The 17,980-nt window shown below is 45.0% G+C and carries 15 protein-coding genes; 10 read left to right on the top strand and 5 right to left on the bottom strand.

The window, feature by feature from the left end:
* Positions 1–16: 16 nt before the first annotated feature.
* The 4 genes from B5E64_RS00165 to rpmH all read right to left on the bottom strand — a co-directional run bounded on the left by B5E64_RS00165 (position 17) and on the right by rpmH (position 2,162).
* Positions 17–1,306 carry a YidC/Oxa1 family membrane protein insertase gene (locus B5E64_RS00165; protein WP_087166515.1) on the bottom strand — a complete coding sequence of 430 codons (1,290 nt, stop codon included), beginning with the start codon at positions 1,304–1,306 and terminating at the stop codon, positions 17–19.
* Between the two features lie 31 nt (positions 1,307–1,337).
* A complete protein-coding gene (yidD, locus tag B5E64_RS00160; protein WP_087166514.1) occupies positions 1,338–1,553 on the bottom strand; it encodes a membrane protein insertion efficiency factor YidD in 216 nt (71 codons plus the stop codon).
* Positions 1,550–1,939 carry a ribonuclease P protein component gene (gene rnpA, locus B5E64_RS00155; protein WP_087166513.1) on the bottom strand — a complete coding sequence of 130 codons (390 nt, stop codon included), beginning with the start codon at positions 1,937–1,939 and terminating at the stop codon, positions 1,550–1,552. Before rnpA ends, yidD begins: the two co-directional genes overlap by 4 nt.
* A gap of 88 nt (positions 1,940–2,027) precedes the next feature.
* Positions 2,028–2,162: a 50S ribosomal protein L34 gene (rpmH, locus tag B5E64_RS00150; RefSeq protein WP_024733939.1), complete on the bottom strand. Its 135-nt coding sequence runs from the start codon at positions 2,160–2,162 to the stop codon at positions 2,028–2,030.
* 545 nt (positions 2,163–2,707) lie between these two features.
* On the opposite strand from rpmH, the gene dnaA reads away from it, so the two are divergent.
* From dnaA to gyrA, 6 genes are all read left to right on the top strand, one after another.
* The gene (dnaA, locus tag B5E64_RS00140; RefSeq protein ID WP_087166511.1) at positions 2,708–4,117 is read left to right on the top strand and encodes a chromosomal replication initiator protein DnaA; all 1,410 of its coding nucleotides are present in this window, start codon (positions 2,708–2,710) and stop codon (positions 4,115–4,117) included.
* Positions 4,118–4,296: 179 nt separating this feature from the next.
* Positions 4,297–5,403 (top strand): DNA polymerase III subunit beta, encoded by a 1,107-nt coding sequence (gene dnaN / locus B5E64_RS00135; RefSeq protein WP_087166510.1) that lies wholly within the window; start codon positions 4,297–4,299, stop codon positions 5,401–5,403.
* A gap of 17 nt (positions 5,404–5,420) precedes the next feature.
* On the top strand, positions 5,421–5,630 hold the full coding sequence (locus B5E64_RS00130) for an RNA-binding S4 domain-containing protein (protein WP_087166509.1): 210 nt from the start codon (positions 5,421–5,423) through the stop codon (positions 5,628–5,630).
* Between the two features lie 14 nt (positions 5,631–5,644).
* The gene (gene recF, locus B5E64_RS00125) at positions 5,645–6,730 is read left to right on the top strand and encodes a DNA replication/repair protein RecF (protein ID WP_087166508.1); all 1,086 of its coding nucleotides are present in this window, start codon (positions 5,645–5,647) and stop codon (positions 6,728–6,730) included.
* 13 nt (positions 6,731–6,743) lie between these two features.
* Positions 6,744–8,657 (top strand): DNA topoisomerase (ATP-hydrolyzing) subunit B, encoded by a 1,914-nt coding sequence (gene gyrB / locus B5E64_RS00120; protein WP_087166507.1) that lies wholly within the window; start codon positions 6,744–6,746, stop codon positions 8,655–8,657.
* A 17-nt stretch (positions 8,658–8,674) separates the two neighbouring features.
* The gene (gyrA, locus tag B5E64_RS00115; RefSeq protein ID WP_087166506.1) at positions 8,675–11,173 is read left to right on the top strand and encodes a DNA gyrase subunit A; all 2,499 of its coding nucleotides are present in this window, start codon (positions 8,675–8,677) and stop codon (positions 11,171–11,173) included.
* 83 nt (positions 11,174–11,256) lie between these two features.
* Here gyrA and B5E64_RS00110 read toward each other — a convergent pair whose 3' ends face one another.
* The gene (locus B5E64_RS00110; RefSeq protein ID WP_087166505.1) at positions 11,257–12,576 is read right to left on the bottom strand and encodes an MATE family efflux transporter; all 1,320 of its coding nucleotides are present in this window, start codon (positions 12,574–12,576) and stop codon (positions 11,257–11,259) included.
* A 253-nt stretch (positions 12,577–12,829) separates the two neighbouring features.
* Between B5E64_RS00110 and B5E64_RS00105 the strand changes: the two genes are divergently transcribed.
* The 4 genes from B5E64_RS00105 (at position 12,830) to B5E64_RS00090 (ending at position 17,958) form a co-directional block, all read left to right on the top strand.
* Positions 12,830–13,507 carry a response regulator transcription factor gene (locus B5E64_RS00105; RefSeq protein WP_087166504.1) on the top strand — a complete coding sequence of 226 codons (678 nt, stop codon included), beginning with the start codon at positions 12,830–12,832 and terminating at the stop codon, positions 13,505–13,507.
* A gap of 2 nt (positions 13,508–13,509) precedes the next feature.
* Positions 13,510–14,514: a HAMP domain-containing sensor histidine kinase gene (locus tag B5E64_RS00100; protein ID WP_242960047.1), complete on the top strand. Its 1,005-nt coding sequence runs from the start codon at positions 13,510–13,512 to the stop codon at positions 14,512–14,514.
* Positions 14,515–14,608: 94 nt separating this feature from the next.
* Complete coding sequence (locus B5E64_RS00095; protein WP_087166503.1) at positions 14,609–15,292, top strand: ABC transporter ATP-binding protein; 684 nt, start codon at positions 14,609–14,611, stop codon at positions 15,290–15,292.
* Positions 15,289–17,958, top strand: coding sequence for an ABC transporter permease (locus B5E64_RS00090; protein WP_087166502.1), 2,670 nt, complete (start codon positions 15,289–15,291; stop codon positions 17,956–17,958). Before B5E64_RS00095 ends, B5E64_RS00090 begins: the two co-directional genes overlap by 4 nt.
* The last annotated feature ends 22 nt before the right edge of the window (positions 17,959–17,980 follow it).

Here is a 17,980-nt window from a genome sequence, read left to right as displayed (position 1 = left end):
CCTCTTTCTTCATCTCTTACTTCTTTTGACTGTCTTTATGATTACTTTCATTATACTGTCTTACCAGATTTGCTTTCGCTGCGAGGCTTCCTGATTTTGCGTTTTTGCTCTTCTCAGCCGCTCTTTGTAAGGCTTCTTCTCTTTCTTTTTCTGTCATCTTTTTCTGTTTTGGCTCTTCAATGCTTCTTGCGTGAACCTGAGCCATCTCAGAAAGTTTCTGTGCGTTTGTGCCCTTCTTTTCTCTCTTTTTCGCCGCTTTTTTCTGATTCTTCTCAATCAGTTCTTCAATCGATATCCTGGAAAGATATTTATTAATAGCAAGCTGCTGAATCATACGTACTACTGCACTGGCGATCCAGTAAAGTCCGATACCGGAAGGGAATGTAAAACACATTACCACTGAAAATAACGGCATGATCTTCATCGTTGCATTCATGGAATTTACCATGGAATTGTCACTGCTGTCATTTTCTGTCGGCGCTGCCGTCGGTGAAAGTTTCATACTGATATACTGTGTCAATCCCGAAATAATCGGAATAGACAGAGCCAGGATTGCCGCTATAACAGCTCCTGTTTGAATCGAATTCATGAAAATATTCAGTGGAGTTTCCGCAATATTGATTCCGAGGAAAGAATTCAAATGTGTCAGACTATCCTGAGTAGAACGGATCAGCGACTCCAGATCCGGCAGTTTGTCGGCCAGAGTATCCCAGCTGCTTTCCTGAAATTTGTAAAGCGCATCCACCATAACGTTGGGCTGGCTGAATTTATATCTGGACGGATCCATTGCAATCGCATTCGTCTTACCAAGCGCCTCCATTGCCGCCTGTCCGCCTTCGGTGGACAAAAGCTGATTTACGAGCGGCATGTAAACTTCTTTGATTCCGTCTACATAAGCCGGGATATTACGGATTACATAAAACAGCCCCCACAGAATCGGCAGCTGGATCAAAAGCTGCGAACAGCCTCCCATCATGGAAGTTCCGTATTTCTCATAGACCATCTTGGTTTCTTCCTGCATCTTCATCATCGATGCCTGGTCTTTTTTGTTCTTATATTTGTTCTGAATCCTTCTAAGCTCCGGATTCATTACAACGGTCAGTTTTGACGCCTTTTGCTGTTTGTACGTCAATGGAAGAAGCAGTGTATAGATAATGATTGTAAAAATAATGATACAAAGACCAATATTTTCAATATGGAATACATTACTAAGCACACTGAAAATTCCGTTCATCAGATGCCCCAGAAGCCAGGAAATCTGGCCGACGATCGGAGCCGATGACTGTGTCAATAATAAACCTTCCATCAGTTCTCCTCCATATTCAGGTATTATTTAATTACGGTACCGGATCGTATCCTCCCCGGTGGAACGGATTACATCTGAGTATTCTCCAGACCGTAAGAAGTCCTCCCTTTAAGGCTCCGTACTTCTCGATTGCCTCCAGTCCGTACTCCGAACAGGTCGGCGTATAAATACAGTGCTGTGTCGGCAGCTTGTACTTTGATAAATGCTTTCTGTAAAAACGAATTACTGCAAGCAACAGTTTTTTCATCGTTTCATCTCCATTTCATTTCCCTTATCCGAAGAATCCTGCTGTGTGTCCTGTAAATATATATGATGAAGTTTTCCGAGATGGACCACTGCACTTTCTATTTCCTGATAGCTTTTGTCCTTTGCCGAAGCCCGTGCAATGATAATTATGTCATATCCACGCCGGAAATGCTCTTCCTGCAGTCGATAACTTTCTCTCAATAGCCGTGTAACCCTGTGACGGACTACACTGTTCCCTACCTTTTTGCTGACTGAAAGTCCCAGTCTGTTGCCCGAGGTACCATTCTCTCTGACATACATGACAAGATATCTGTTTGCATAGGATTTTCCTTTTTTATAGGTCAGCTGAAAATCCCTGTTCTTTTTCAATGATTCTGAAAACTGCATTGCCGTATGCTCCTGATATGTTCTACGGTACGCAGATTATCCGCCTTTTCTTCATTCTGTATAGAAGAAAAGGCCACATATATGCGGCCTACGCTGATAATCTTTTTCTTCCTTTTGCTCTTCTGGCTGCGAGAACTTTTCTTCCGCCTGCCGTGCTCATTCTTGCTCTGAATCCATGAACTTTCGCTCTGGAACGTTTCTTTGGCTGAAATGTCATTTTCATTACTTTCCACCTCCTTAACCTGAAACTTATATATATAAATATAAGTACATTAATATCGTTCTTTGCTAAAAGACACCACGTCTGATTATAGTCAAAAACCCCCTGCAAGTCAAGTAATTCCGTGATTTTTTTACGTTTTTTCACAAGGATCCACAGTTATACAGCTCCTTTCCACAGGACCGGGACAATTTTATCTGCTCCTGAATGCTTTACACGCTGATTTCCACATGTTTTCAACATTTTGTGGATAATTTTGTGATTTTGTGTGGAAAACATGTTGGATTCTACTAAATTCGTCATTTTTTTTCCGGTTTCATGCGGTTTTCCACTGTTCAAAATCTTATCCACATCGATTTTACATTGCACTTGAAATCTTTTTGTTGTAATATATAAGGGAGTGAATCTATTTATTTCACGAGATCGCAGCGAAAATCCGGCCCGTTTTTTTGTGTCGGGTGTTTTTTGCTGTGCTTTTCAGTCATGTCCTGATCAGACGTCTCTGACAGGCGGACAGTACTAAAACAATAAGATTAGGAGTCATCAAAATGGACATCGTAACAGAAAAATGGAATGAAATAATTGAAAATTTAAGACTTGAGCATAGTCTTTCCGACGTTTCATTTAAAACATGGATTCTTCCATTAAAAGTCTATGATGTAATTGAAAATACCGTCTATATTCTCGTGACGTTAGATGGGACCGGTGATTATATCGATTACATAGAGAAAAAATACCTCCTTCCATTTAAAGTTTCGATCGCTGAAATTACCGGAATCGAGTATGATGTCAAATTTATTCCGGATAACCCGAGCGAACTGGAAAAGGTAGAAGAAATAGCAAATGCTCACAAGAAAAAAGCAGCGGCACACACAAAGAAAAACGACAATCTTCTTATGATAGAGCGTGCAAACTTAAACCCGCGCTATACATTTGATACCTTTGTCGTCGGCAAAAACAACAATTTCGCCCATGCCGCATCCCTTGCAGTTGCAGAATCACCGGGTGAAGTATACAATCCTTTATTCCTCTACGGAGGTGTAGGACTTGGGAAAACCCATCTGATGCATTCGATTGCTCATTTTATTCTGGAAAAAGATCCGAAGAAAAAGGTTCTCTACGTGACAAGTGAGGCCTTTACCAATGAACTGATCGAATCCCTCAGAAGCGGTAAAACAGGAAACGAACTTCCGATGACTGCTTTTCGTGATAAATACAGAAATGTCGATGTGCTCCTGATTGACGATATCCAGTTTATTATAGGAAAGGAGAGTACCCAGGAAGAGTTTTTCCACACATTCAATCACCTGCATGTGGCCGGAAAACAGATCATCATTTCCTCGGACAAACCTCCTAAGGATATCGAAACACTGGAGGCACGGCTTCGTACCCGGTTTGAGTGGGGACTCATCGCTGATATTTCGGCTCCGGATTACGAGACCCGAATGGCAATTCTGAAGAAAAAAATCGAATCCGATCAGCTGGAACGCTACCATATTCCGGAAGATGTTCTGCAGTTTATTGCGACTAACATCAAATCCAACATCCGGGAGCTGGAAGGTTCTCTTAACAAACTGATCGCACTGTATAAATTAAAGAACGAAGAGATCAATATTTCACTTGCAGCCGAGGCTTTAAAAGATCTGATCTCGCCGGATGAAAACCGGAAGATCACGCCGGAACTGATCATCGAAACAGTTTCCGAACATTTCGGGATCTCTGTAGCGGACTTAAAGAGCGCAAGCCGCGATGCAAAGACAACAAGCGCACGCCATATTGCCATGTATCTTTGCCGTTCCATGACAGACACCCCTCTGAAAATGATCGGATCCTTACTTGGCGGAAGAGACCACTCGACTGTGAAACATGGTGTGGATAAAGTGTCGAAAGATATGGAAAACAATGATTCTCTGAAAAATACAATCAGTATCATTCAAAAGAAAATCAGTCCGCTTTGATGGTTTTCCTGCATTCATCCTCATGAAATCCAAGCCCGTTCAACGAAGATTTCCATCCCGGAATCCACGAACTGGCGCGGGTTTGCACAGGTTATGCACATATCCACACATCCTAAGGCGGCGAATGCGGATATCTTATATATAAAAATTTATCTGGCTCAGCGAAAGGAGTTATACACATGAAAATTATCTGCACAAAATCCAATCTGGCAAAAGGTGTGGGAATCGTCTCCAAAGCAGTTCCTTCTAAAACAACAATGCCGATTCTGGAATGTATTTTGATTGATGCGACAAACGATATAATCAAACTGACAGCAAATGATATGGAACTTGGAATCGAAACAATTATCGAAGGTGAAATTGTACAGCCTGGTATGATTGCTCTGGATGCAAAAATCTTTTCTGAAATTGTCAGAAAGCTCCCGGATAGTGAAATCGTTATCACAACGGATGAAAATGAACAAACATTAATTACCTGTGAGAAAGCGAAATTTCAGATTGCCGGAAAATCCGGAAGTGATTTCGCCTACCTTCCATATATTGAAAAGAACGAATCCATTCTGGTATCACAATATACATTAAAAGAAGTGATCCGCCAGACAATCTTTTCTATTGCTGATACAGAGAGCAACAAGCTGATGACCGGTGAGCTGTTTGAAGTAGAAGATAACATTCTGAAAGTAGTTTCACTGGACGGTCACAGAATCTCCATCCGGAAGATTGAGCTGAAAGACAACTATGACCATAAAAAAGTTGTCGTTCCAGGAAAGACACTCACAGAAATCAGCAAGATTTTATCCGGCGATGCCGAGAGCGAAGTACAGATTTACTTTGCAGAAAATCATATTGTATTTGAATTTGATCAGACTGTTGTCGTATCCCGTCTGATCGAGGGAGAGTATTTCCGCATTGAGCAGATGCTCTCAAGCGATTATGAGACGAAGGTACACATTAATAAAAAAGAACTGTTAAACTGTATTGACCGTGCAACGCTTCTTGTAAAAGAAGGAGACAAGCGTCCGATCATCATTCAGATCGGCGACGAAACAATGGAGCTGAAGATTCAGTCACAGCTTGGATCCATGGATGAGGAGATTTTTATCACAAAAGAAGGAAAGGATCTTCTGATCGGATTCAATCCGAAATTCCTGATCGATGCCCTGAGAGTGATCGATGACGAGGATGTCGCGCTCTACTTTATGAATGCGAAGGCTCCATGCTTTATCAAGGATGAGAAGGAAAGTTATGTATATCTGATCCTTCCGGTCAACTTTAACGCAATCTAAAGGAAAGAGGTTACCAGATGGAGACAATTACACTTCGGGATGAATTTATCAAACTTGGACAGGCGCTGAAAGCCGCCGGACTTTGTGAATCCGGGGTAGAGGCGAAAGAAGTCATCCAGGACGGCCTTGTGAAGGTCAATGGAAGTGTCGACACAAGACGCGGAAGAAAGCTGTATGACGGGGACGTCGTATCCTTCGACGGACAGGAAATCAAAATACAGAAATAGCGGACAGGTGCGGCATGATCATCCAGTCATTGAAATTAAAAAATTTTAGAAACTATGAACTTTTAAATCTTGAATTTCATCCTGTCACAAATATTTTTCACGGGGATAATGCCCAGGGAAAGACGAATATTCTTGAGGCGGTCTACCTTGCAGGCACGACGAAGTCGCACCGCGGAACAAAGGACAGGGATATGATTTCGTTTGGAAAAGAGGAATCCCATATTGAGGTCGAGGTTCTGAAAAATGGGGTTCCTTTTCGAATCGATATCCATCTGAAAAAAAATAGCCCGAAGGGGGCGGCCATCAACCGGATGCCGGTGAAACGTGCAAGCGAACTGTTCGGGATCATTAATCTGGTGTTTTTTTCACCGGAGGATCTGAATATTATCAAGGATGGTCCGGCTCAGAGGAGACGGTTCATGGATCTGGAGCTCTCCCAGCTCGATAAGATCTATCTGAACAACCTGGCGGACTATAACCGGGTGGTCAACCAGAGGAACCGACTGTTAAAAGAGATGGCATTTCAGGATAATTTAAGAGATACGCTGGACATCTGGGATCTGCAGCTCATCCGGTACGGGGAGCTGGTCATGGAAGGAAGGCGGAAGTTTATCCGGGAGATCAATGAGATCGTCGGAGAGATACATGAAAAGCTGACCGGGGGAAAGGAACGGCTTGTCATGGAGTACGAACCGTCCACAGGGGAGATGTCCCTTGAGGAGGCGGTGAAAAAGAACCGGGAGCGGGATATCCGGATGAAGAGTACCTCTGCGGGTCCACACCGGGATGATATCTGCTTTCGGATCCATGATATGGACATCCGGAAGTTCGGTTCTCAGGGACAGCAGCGTACAGCGGCACTTTCCCTGAAGCTTGCGGAGATTGAGATCGTAAAGCGGGTGATTCATGACACGCCGGTTTTACTTTTGGATGATGTGTTGTCTGAACTTGATAAACACAGGCAAAACTATTTATTAGACAGCATACACGATATTCAGACTCTGATCACTTGTACCGGTGTGGAAGAGTTCGTGAATCATCGTTTTTCAATCAATAAAGTGTTCCTTGTCCAGAATGGACATGTAACAAATGAAAATTAATAGGAGGATCAGTATGAGCGCAGAATATGGTGGAGATCAAATCCAGATCTTGGAAGGGTTGGAGGCGGTCCGCAAAAGACCAGGAATGTATATCGGCAGCACTTCTGCAAGAGGACTTCACCACCTTGTGTACGAAATCGTGGACAATGCGGTGGATGAGGCGCTTGCGGGATTTTGTGATACGATCGAAGTGACGGTCAACGCGGATAATTCCGTGACAGTCATTGACAACGGAAGAGGCATTCCAACCGGCATCAACCATAAATCCGGGCTTCCTGCCGTGGAAGTCGTATTTACGGTACTTCATGCCGGCGGAAAATTCGGAGGCGGAGGATACAAGGTATCCGGCGGTCTTCACGGAGTAGGGGCATCCGTTGTCAATGCGCTTTCAGACTGGCTTGTAGTAGAAGTATGGAGAGACGGCAAAATTCATGAACAGCGTTATGAGAGAGGCAAGGTCGTCACTCCGCTGACTGTAATCGGGGAATGTGACCCTGATAAAACCGGAACGAAAGTCACTTTCCTTCCGGACGAGACGATTTTTGAGGAGACAGTGTTTGATTACGGAGTGTTAAGACAGCGTCTCCGTGAAATGGCATTCCTTACAAAAAATCTGAAGATCACATTAAAAGACGACAGAGAGGAAAAACGGGAGGAGTCCTTCCACTATGAAGGAGGAATCCGCGAATTTGTAAGCTATTTAAACCGAAGCGTGCAGCCTCTTTATGAGCAGATTATCTACTGTGAGGGCACAAGAGATGATGTGTATGTGGAGGTTGCAATGCAGCATAACGATTCCTACACAGAGAGTACATACGGGTTTGTCAATAATATTACAACACCGGAAGGTGGTACTCATATTGTGGGATTCCGTAATGCTCTGACAAAGACGTTCAACGCTTATGCAAAGAAGAATAAACTGATCAAGGAAAATGAGCAGAGCTTGAGCGGTGAAGATATCAGGGAAGGACTGACTGCCATTGTCAGTGTTAAACTTCCGGAGCCTCAGTTTGAGGGACAGACAAAGCAGAAGCTTGGAAACAGCGAGGCAAGAGGAGCGGTCGACAGTATCGTAAGCTCCCAGCTTGAGATTTTCCTGGAGCAGAATCCGGCTGTGGCAAAGACAATTATTGAGAAGTCTGTGATGGCACAAAGAGCGAGAGAGGCAGCGAGAAAAGCGCGTGATCTGACAAGAAGAAAGTCGGCGCTGGAAGGCATGTCTCTGCCTGGAAAGCTTGCGGACTGTTCCGACAAGGATCCGAAAAACTGTGAAATCTACATTGTAGAGGGAGACTCCGCCGGCGGTTCCGCAAAGACGGCGAGAGACCGTACGACCCAGGCGATTCTGCCGCTTCGTGGTAAGATTCTGAATGTGGAGAAGGCACGACTGGACAAGATTTACGCAAACGCGGAGATCAAGGCTATGATTACAGCTTTCGGAACCGGAATCCATGAAGATTTTGATATCAGCAAGCTACGGTATGACAAGATTATCATCATGACCGATGCGGATGTGGACGGGGCACATATCAGTACCCTGCTTCTGACATTCCTTTACCGGTTTATGCCGGATCTGATCAAAGAAGGACATGTATACCTTGCAAAACCGCCGCTTTACAAACTTGAGAAAAATAAAAAAGTCTGGTATGCGTATAGCGATGAGGAGCTTGCATCCATTCTCGCGGAAGTGGGACGTGACCAGAATAACAAGATCCAGAGATACAAAGGACTTGGTGAGATGGATTCAGATCAGCTCTGGGAGACGACGATGGATCCGGAACAGAGAATTCTGATCCGTGTGACGATGGATGAAGAGACATCCTCGGAACTGGATCTGACATTTACGACTCTGATGGGAGACAAGGTCGAACCGAGACGTGAGTTCATCGAGGAAAATGCGAAATACGTGAAGAATCTGGATGTATAAGGGAAGGGAGATAAGCAATGGAAGATACTATCTTTGATAAGATCGAGGAAATCGATCTTGAGAAAAAAATGAAAGAGTCGTATATCAACTATGCCATGAGCGTTATCGCTTCCCGTGCGCTTCCGGATGTAAGGGACGGTCTGAAGCCGGTACAGAGAAGAATCCTGTATTCGATGATCGAGCTGAACAACGGTCCGGACAAGCCGCACCGTAAATGTGCGCGTATCGTCGGTGATACGATGGGTAAATATCATCCGCACGGTGACAGTTCCATCTATGGAGCCCTGGTTAATATGGCACAGGACTGGTCCACACGTTATCCGCTTGTAGACGGCCATGGAAACTTCGGATCCGTGGACGGGGACGGCGCGGCAGCCATGCGTTATACAGAGGCAAGACTCAGTAAAATTTCCATGGAACTGACTGCGGATATCAATAAAAATACCGTAGACTTTGAGCCGAACTTTGACGAGACGGAAAAGGAACCGGTTGTACTTCCGGCGAGATTTCCGAATCTTCTCGTAAACGGAACCTCCGGTATCGCGGTCGGAATGGCGACAAATATTCCGCCGCACAACTTAAAAGAAGTCATTGGTGCGGTAGTCAGGATCATCGATGACCAGATGGAGAATAAAGAAACGACCATCGAAGACATTATGAAGATTGTAAAAGGACCGGACTTCCCGACCGGAGCGACGATCCTCGGAACAAGAGGAATCAACGAGGCGTACCGCACCGGAAGAGGAAAGATTGTTGTCCGGGCCGTAACTAATATTGAGGCCATGGCAAACGGCAAGAGCCGGATCATTGTGACAGAGCTCCCGTACATGGTCAATAAAGCAAGACTCATTGCAAAGATTGCGGATCTGGTGAAAGAAAAGAGAATCGACGGTATCGTCGATTTAAGCGACCAGTCCAGCCGGGAAGGTATGAGAATCTGTATTGAGCTGAGACGTGACGCCAACGCAAACGTCATCTTAAACCAGCTCTACAAGCACACCCAGCTCCAGGATACGTTTGGAGTCATCATGCTGGCACTCGTGAACGGGGAGCCGAAGATCATGAATCTTCTGGATATGCTCGGACATTACCTGAAACATCAGGAAGAAGTCATTACGAGAAGAACCCAGTACGAGTTAAACAAGGCAGAAGAGCGTGCCCATATTTTACAGGGACTGCTCATTGCCCTTGACAATATTGACGAAGTCATCAAGATCATCCGTGGTTCCCAGACCGTACAGCTTGCAAAGACGGAATTGATGGAACGCTTCCAGCTCTCCGACGCACAGGCACAGGCAATCGTAGACATGCGTCTGCGTGCTCTAACCGGACTGGAAAGAGAGAAGCTGGAAAAAGAATTTGAAGAACTGATGAAACGGATCGGGGAGTTGAAAGCAATTTTGGCAGACAGAAACCTGCTTCTTGGAGTCATCAAAGAAGAGATCCTTGCGATCAGCGAAAAATACGGAGACGAGAGACGGACACAGATCGGATTCGATGTTTACGACATCTCTACAGAAGATCTCATTCCGAGAGAGGACGTTGTGATCACCATGACAAAGCTTGGATATATCAAGCGGATGACAACGGATAACTTCAAGAGCCAGAACCGTGGAGGCCGCGGTATCAAAGGAATGCAGACACTGGATGAGGACTACGTGGAAGAGCTCTTTATGTGCTCAACCCATCACTATATTATGTTCTTCACCAATACAGGAAGAGTCTACCGTCTGAAAGGATATGAAATTCCGGAGGCGGGAAGGACCGCAAGAGGAACGGCGATCATCAATCTGCTTCAGCTTCAGCCGGAGGAGAAGATCACCGCAGTCATCCCGATCAAGGAGTATGAAGAAGGACAGTATCTGTTCATGGCAACCAAGAAGGGTCTTGTCAAGAAGACTCCGATCATGGACTACGCAAATGTCAGAAAGACAGGACTGGCAGCCATCACACTCAGAGAAGACGACGAACTGATCGAGGTTAAGACGACAGACGATACGAAGGACATTCTGCTTGTAACAAAATACGGACAGTGTATCCGCTTCCACGAAACAGATGTCCGGCCGACAGGAAGAACATCCATGGGAGTACGTGGAATGAATCTTGGTGATCAGGATGAAGTTATCGGAATGCAGCTTGATATCCAGGGAGAATATCTCCTGATTGTATCGGAAAAAGGTATGGGAAAACTGACCGCTATGGAAGAATTCACACCACAGAACCGAGGCGGAAAAGGAATCAAATGCTACAAGATCATTGAAAAGACAGGAAATGTCGTAGGTGTGAAAGCCGTCGATGAGGACGATGAGATCATGATTATCAATACCGAAGGCATTATCATCCGGACCGAGTGCTCCGGCATCTCAAAACTGGGACGGATTACATCCGGCGTCAAACTCATCAACCTGGACGATAACGTCAGCGTGGCAAGCATCGCCAAAGTCAGAAAGACGGAAGATGACGGGGACGAAGAGGAAGAAAGCCAGGAAGAGAACGAAGAAGTGACAGAAGAATAAAGAAGTAACCGCGCCCCTATTTTGTGCACGGTTACATAGAAAACAGGAAGATGTTCTCAGATCGAGAATGTCTTCCTGTTTTTTTATCTGCTATAAAGCCGGTTTTTGTAAATGAAATACAGTACAGCTCCAACAACCGCTGTCACAAGCTCGGTAGCCGGGAAGGACATCCAGACACCTGTCATGTCCCAGAGGTTTGCAAAGAGAAAGGCAATCGGGATAATCAGGATCAGCCCCCGCAGGAGAGAGATGATCTGTGCCGGAAGTGCCTTCTCGACGGAAGTAAAGTACATCGAAAGGATGATATTGAATCCCGCAAACACAAGGGAGGTAAAATATAACTTCAGTCCGGTTATTGCAATCTCCTGCAGCTTTGCGTTGTGTTCGCTGTTAAATGCAGATGCGATCGGATCCGCAAATACAAAGAGGATCAGGTACATCACTGCGGACAGGATCACCATGGAAATCATGGCGTAGCGCAGAAACTGCCGGATGCCGTCCGTCTTTTTCCGGCCGTAGGAATGGCTGACAAGCGGCTGGATTCCCTGGGCGATTCCGGTATAGAAAGAAAGAACCACGAGGGAAATATTGGCGATGACTCCGTAGGCAGCTACTCCTGTATTGCCTTCCAGGCCCAGAATCAGCATATTAAATACAATCATGACAATCGCGGCGCTGATCTGGGACAGCAGGGAAGGAAATCCAAGGGAAATATTGGTACGGATGGAATCTGCATCCGGAACCAGTTTCCGGAAATGGAATCCTCTTTTCTTTCCAAGCCAGTGCGGGGACATGATAGTGAGTCCGACAACCGGAGAAAATCCGGTGGCAAGAACCGCACCAAGCATTCCCATATTGCAAGGGAAGATAAAAATATAGTCAAATACGACATTGAACAGACTTCCGCATACGGTTGCAATCATGGAAAGTCTTGGATTGCCGTCGTTTCTTACGAAACAGAGAATGATATCATTAAAAATAAAGGCCGGTGAAAACAGCATCATCACACGTAGATACGTATTTGTCATTTCGAAGGTATTCTGATTGGCACCAAGGAGTCTTGCCAGGGAACCGGAGAAAAACAGCCCTCCGAGCATAAAAATTATTGAGAAAAAGATCCCCAGATATACGGTATTCGTAAAAATCGTATCGGCACCCTTCTGATTATTCTGGCTTTTCAGAATGGAAAAACGGGTAGCGCCTCCCATTCCGAGCATCAGTCCGGTTCCATGAATAAAATCATAGGTCGGAATGGCAAGATTCAGGGCTGCAAGACCATTTGTCCCCAGTCCCTGGGCCACAAAAAAGGTATCAGCAAGAATATAGCAGGAAATGGCAATCATACCCATAATGCTGAAAAAGGAATACCTGATAAAATCCTGAAATGGTGTATTTTTCGTCATAAAACCCTCCTGTTATTTCGGACTTCCACGCCGGAAAAGACAAAAAGAAAAGCGCTGACATTTTGTATCTTCAAAGGCCTACGATACAAAATCCAACGCTTGATTACCCGGCGGTAAGTCTTTATTTTATTTCTCGAATCAGAATATCAGAATGCCAGGAAAGAGTCAAGGAAAAATTCAGATGAGTTGACTTTTTTCTGCCTATCCTGTTTAATGAAAAACAGGAAGAAGATGATGAAAGGAGAGACCGGGTATGCAGACGACAAAAATTCTGCTGGTGGAGGACGACCGGCTGATTATAGAAAATCTGACAGAATTTTTAAAGGGGGAAGGCTTTGAAGTACAGTACGCCGAAGGGCAGGAAAAAGCGATGAGACTTCTGGAAGAGCAGGAATTTGACCTGATCCTTCTGGATGTTACGCTGGCACAGGGAAACGGTTACAGTGCCTGTACACAGATCAAGTCCAGATATGAGATTCCGATTATTTTTCTGACGGCGCTGGACGATGAATTTTCCGTGGTGACCGGACTGGAGATGGGAGCGGATGATTATATCAGTAAGCCGTTCCGGCCAAGGGAGCTGGTATCCAGAATGCGGACGGTACTCAGAAGAACGGACCGGAACCAGAAGATGCTTTCCTGTCAGGATATCTGTGTGGATCCGGTCAAGGGAATTACGACAAAAAAGGGAGAGGAAGTATTTCTCTCGGCGCTGGAATACAGGCTGCTGCTTGTCTTTTTCCAGCATCGGGGCATGGTGATGTCAAGATCCATGCTTCTGGAGGAAATCTGGGATATTGCAGGAGAGTATGTCAATGACAATACGCTGACAGTCTATATTAAAAGACTGAGAGAAAAGATCGAGGACAATCCACAGGAGCCGAAGATCATCAAAACGGTTCGGGGACTTGGATATAAGATGGAGGGATAAGGATGAAACTGTTTCGGAACCGGGAGATTGGAAGCTATATGGCCGCTTTCCTGCTTACTACAGCTGCAGTCTGCATCTGTTTTCTTTTAACAGGAGGAAATGCGGTCTTTTATCTGATGGCGGAAGGTCTGATCCTTCTTGGGATTTTTCTCATCTGCCTGAGAAGGCGGTATGAGGATATGGAAAAACTGACCCAGAAGGTCGACCGGATTCTTCATGGAGAGGATCAGCTGGAGCTTGGTGAATATAAGGAAGGGGATCTCGAAATTCTAAAAGACGAGATCTATAAGATGACTGTGCGGTTAAGAGAGCAGAACGAACAGCTGGAACGGGAAAAGAGTTATCTTGCCAATGCGCTGGCTGATATTTCCCATCAGATCCGTACACCACTTACTTCTTTAAATCTTATGTTGGAACGGCTCAGAAGACCGGATATGGAAGAAGGACAGAAACGAAAAATCTACCGGGAAATGACCGGGATGCTTCAGCGGATGGAGTGGCTGATCCTGGCTCTTCTGAAAATTTCCAAACTGGATGCAGGCGCGGTTACATTGGAAAAGCAGAAAATTATGGTAAGACCATTTCTGAGAGAAGTACTAAGTACCCTTGAAATTCCGATGGAACTTCGGGAGCAACAGGTGATTTTGAACGGAAATGAGGATGCTTCTTTTTATGTGGATGAATCCTGGACTATGGAGGCAGTGGAGAATGTTCTGAAAAACTGTATGGAGCACACCCCTTACGGCGGAACAATCCGGATTTCCTGGGAGGAGAATCCTCTCTACACGGAGATTTCGGTGACAGATTCCGGAAAGGGGATCGATGAAAAAGATCTTCCTCACATTTTTGAGCGGTTTTATAAAGGAAGAATGTCGGAACAGCAGAATTTTGGCATCGGACTTGCACTTTCACGAAGCATCCTTTCACACGAGAAGGCGGTGATTACGGCAAAAAACGCAAAAGAAGGAGGGGCAAAATTTCAGATGCGTTTTTATGAAAACCGTTAAAAAATGCAAAGTGACAGAATTGTTATGAAAAAGTCATCCGGGTGTCATGCGGGCCGGGTATACTCATTTTCAGAAAGCGGGAGGAGGAAAAAGTATGGAAATTCTAAAAATAGAAAATCTGACGAAAGTTTACGGAAAAGGAGAAAATGAGGTACACGCGCTCAACGGAGTTTCTTTTTCAGTGGAGAAGGGAGAGTTTGTCTCCATTATCGGATCATCAGGATCCGGAAAATCCACACTTCTTCATCTGATCGGAGGGGTGGACCGGCCGACCTCCGGCAAGGTCTATGTGGATGGGAAAGACGTCTATGCACAGAAGGAGGATGCTCTTGCCATTTTCAGAAGAAGGCAGGTAGGGCTTATTTACCAGTTTTACAATCTGATCCCGGTCCTCAATGTAGAGGAAAATATGACGCTTCCGGTTCTGATGGATGCAAGAAAGGTCAATCAGAAGAGGTTTGACGAGCTGATCGAAGTACTGAACATGAAGGATCGGATTCACCATCTGCCAAACGAGCTTTCCGGAGGACAGCAGCAGAGGGTATCCATCGGAAGAGCGCTCTTAAATGCCCCTGCCATTCTGCTGGCGGATGAACCGACCGGAAATCTGGATTCGGAAAACAGTAAGGAGATCATGAATCTTCTGAGGTATTCCAACCGTGCATACGATCAGACGATGCTTGTAATCACCCACGACGAAAATATCGCTCTTCAGGCGGACCGGATTATCACCCTGGAAGACGGGCGGATTGTAAGAGATGAGGTGGTCCGCTCATGAATATCTTTGCAACTATTACAAACAGAACAATGAAGCAGAACAAGGCAAGAACGATCGTGACGATCATCGGCGTCATTCTTGCCACCGCCATGATATCAGCGGTCATCACTCTGGGAATCAGCTTACAGAGATATATGTATGATTATGCGGTAGAGACTGATGGAAACTGGCATGTTGTGGCAAAAGGTCTTTCCGAAGAGCAGGTGAAAGAATTTCAGGAAAATGAGGAAGTGAAAGATTCTTCCGTAATTTCCGAGATCGGATATGCCAAGATCGGTGAAAATGATGAGGATCTTTTCGGACAATATCTGTATCTTCAGAGTATTGATGAAAAAGCGGCTGAAATGCTTTCTGTCAAACTGACCCAGGGAAGGCTTCCGGAAAATGAAAATGAGATCATTATTCAGGGAGGACTTCAGCAAAACGATAATGAAATCCGGATCGGAGATACGATTTCATTCCCGGTGGGAGACAGAAAAGATGCAGAGGGAAACAGCCTGCCTTTCAATGCCTATATTCAGGTTGATGAGGAAGGGAATCCAATGGAGACTTTCCAGGAGCGTGAGCAGAGACAGTTTGAAGTAGTTGGTTTTCTGGAACACTGGGGAGACACCCAGGTAGCAGGCGCAGGTCTGGATGCTTTTATAGGAAAAGGAGAGGAATCCCAGTCTGTCAACCAGATCTATATGGAACTGAAAAACCCTTCGGACGCATTTGCTTTTATGGAAAAATATGAGGATGAGTTTTCCATGCAGGGAAATACCAGTGTCCTGAGATGGATGGGCGTCTCCGGAAACGCTTCCTTTGAAGGAATGTTGAATGGAATGTTGACAATACTGATTGTGATCATTGGAGTAGGAGCCGTTTCCCTTATCTACAATGCGTTTTCTATTTCGCTTAGAGAACGGACGACGCAGTTTGGCCTGTTATCCTCCATTGGAGCAACGAAGCGTCAGCTGCGCAGATCCATGTGGCAGGAGGCACTGGTTGTGGGAGCAATCGGAATTCCGATCGGGATTCTCTGCGGAATCGGAGGAATCGGAGTTACTCTGTACTTTATCGGAGATTCCATGGCGCAGTTTATCCATGGTACACAGAGTGGAAAGATGACATTGCAGACATCGCCGGGAGCCATTTTGTTATCGGCTCTGATAGCGTTTTTGATCATCTGCATTTCCGTATGGATTCCTGCGGCAAGAATTAAAAAGATCACGCCGCTGGAGGCAATCCGGGCAAATAAGGATGTCCGCATCCGTGCAAAAGAAGTGAAAAGTCCGAAAATCATCCAGAAGCTGTTTGGACTGGAAGGAATGCTGGCAGATAAAAACTACAAGAGGGATCGGAAGAAATACCGTGCAACTGTATTTTCTCTGACCATTAGCATTGTGCTCTTTACGTCGGCAACCCTGTTCTCGAATTATATGGACATGACCGGAAGCTTTATGCTGGAAGCACCGGAATATGAACTTCAGTTTGTACTGGTTGATTCCGAAGAAGATGCCACAGAAGGAGCCGATAATGAACGGGAAGACCTGCTTCAGATGTTTGAGCAGGGCGAGGATGTGGATGAAGTAGAACTTCATGGAGAAATGAGCATGCCGGCCGGGATCGCGAAAGAGGATCTCGCTGATGAAGCTACGAACTATATATGGGGATATGGACTTCAGGAATTTTATACAATTACCGAGGAAGCAGCATCACCATTCAATGAGAAAAATTATTACGGATATTTTGAGGTGATCGGACTTTCAGATGAAGCGTTTGAGGAGTATGCTTCTTCTCAGGGAGTGAATCCGGCTCCGTATATGCAGAAAGGGAACAGAGAAGTCCTCTTTTATGATAACTATCAGTTCTATAATGGAGAAAGCGGGCGTTATGAGAATGTCCGTACGATAGGCCAGGAGGGGATCAATATCCAGATCCTTCCGGAAAATCCATCCTATGATGAGGAATATCAGGATCCAAATACAATTATGAACGGAGCAGAAAGCCTTGTATTGGGACAGCGCGTAGATCAGATGCCGGAAGGGGTTGAAAATTCAAATTCCATCTGTACGATTGTGATTCCAGAGAGTCGTGGAGAAGAGCTCATTGGAACGAACAGTTATAACCGTTCTGGATTCATCTGGTGCTATCAGATTCAGTCTTCCAATTATCAGAACTCTTATGAAGATCTGACTCAGAAAATGGAAGAGAGAGGGATCGATAAAGATGCGCTCAGAAATATTGCGCAGCAGTATGAACAGGACAGAGGAATTCAGATCGCGATCCGTATTCTTTCATTTGGATTTATTACACTGATCTCCCTGATTGCGGCAGTCAATGTGTTTAATACGATCTCCACCAATATCATGCTGAGAAAACGGGAATTCGCCATGCTCAAGTCCATGGGAATGAATATGAAAAGCATGAAGAAGATGATGAATTACGAGTGTCTGATCTACGGATTCCGTTCGATCTTCTACGGAGTAATCCTGTCTCTTCTGATCAGCTTTGCCATGTTTATGGTTCTGAGCCAGGGAGCAGCTGTAGATTTCCGACAGCCTTGGGAAGGAATTCTTATTTCGGTGATCTGGGTATTTGCAGTTGTATTTATCACGATGCTCTACTCCATGAGTAAGATCAAAAAACAGAATATTATTGATGAATTAAAGAAAGATTCATAAGAAAGAACAGCAGGAATCGCGC

Origin of the sequence: Drancourtella sp. An12, assembly GCF_002160935.1 — a bacterium.
In the GTDB taxonomy this organism is placed as follows: Bacteria; Bacillota; Clostridia; order Lachnospirales; family Lachnospiraceae; genus Sellimonas; species Sellimonas catena.
This window is presented reverse-complemented; position numbering and strand designations above follow the sequence as displayed.

Bases quoted from the DNA above. Each gene is read 5' to 3' on its own strand.
- B5E64_RS00095 (WP_087166503.1), top strand. From the start codon at position 14,609: ATGGAAATTCTAAAAATAGAAAATCTGACGAAAGTTTACGGAAAAGGA.
- B5E64_RS00110 (WP_087166505.1), bottom strand. From the start codon at position 12,576: ATGACGAAAAATACACCATTTCAGGATTTTATCAGGTATTCCTTTTTC.
- B5E64_RS00100 (WP_242960047.1), top strand. From the start codon at position 13,510: ATGAAACTGTTTCGGAACCGGGAGATTGGAAGCTATATGGCCGCTTTC.
- rpmH (WP_024733939.1), bottom strand. From the start codon at position 2,162: ATGAAAATGACATTTCAGCCAAAGAAACGTTCCAGAGCGAAAGTTCAT.
- gyrB (WP_087166507.1), top strand. From the start codon at position 6,744: ATGAGCGCAGAATATGGTGGAGATCAAATCCAGATCTTGGAAGGGTTG.
- yidD (WP_087166514.1), bottom strand. From the start codon at position 1,553: ATGAAAAAACTGTTGCTTGCAGTAATTCGTTTTTACAGAAAGCATTTA.
- recF (WP_087166508.1), top strand. From the start codon at position 5,645: ATGATCATCCAGTCATTGAAATTAAAAAATTTTAGAAACTATGAACTT.
- gyrA (WP_087166506.1), top strand. From the start codon at position 8,675: ATGGAAGATACTATCTTTGATAAGATCGAGGAAATCGATCTTGAGAAA.
- B5E64_RS00130 (WP_087166509.1), top strand. From the start codon at position 5,421: ATGGAGACAATTACACTTCGGGATGAATTTATCAAACTTGGACAGGCG.
- rnpA (WP_087166513.1), bottom strand. From the start codon at position 1,939: ATGCAGTTTTCAGAATCATTGAAAAAGAACAGGGATTTTCAGCTGACC.
- dnaN (WP_087166510.1), top strand. From the start codon at position 4,297: ATGAAAATTATCTGCACAAAATCCAATCTGGCAAAAGGTGTGGGAATC.
- dnaA (WP_087166511.1), top strand. From the start codon at position 2,708: ATGGACATCGTAACAGAAAAATGGAATGAAATAATTGAAAATTTAAGA.
- B5E64_RS00105 (WP_087166504.1), top strand. From the start codon at position 12,830: ATGCAGACGACAAAAATTCTGCTGGTGGAGGACGACCGGCTGATTATA.
- B5E64_RS00090 (WP_087166502.1), top strand. From the start codon at position 15,289: ATGAATATCTTTGCAACTATTACAAACAGAACAATGAAGCAGAACAAG.
- B5E64_RS00165 (WP_087166515.1), bottom strand. From the start codon at position 1,306: ATGGAAGGTTTATTATTGACACAGTCATCGGCTCCGATCGTCGGCCAG.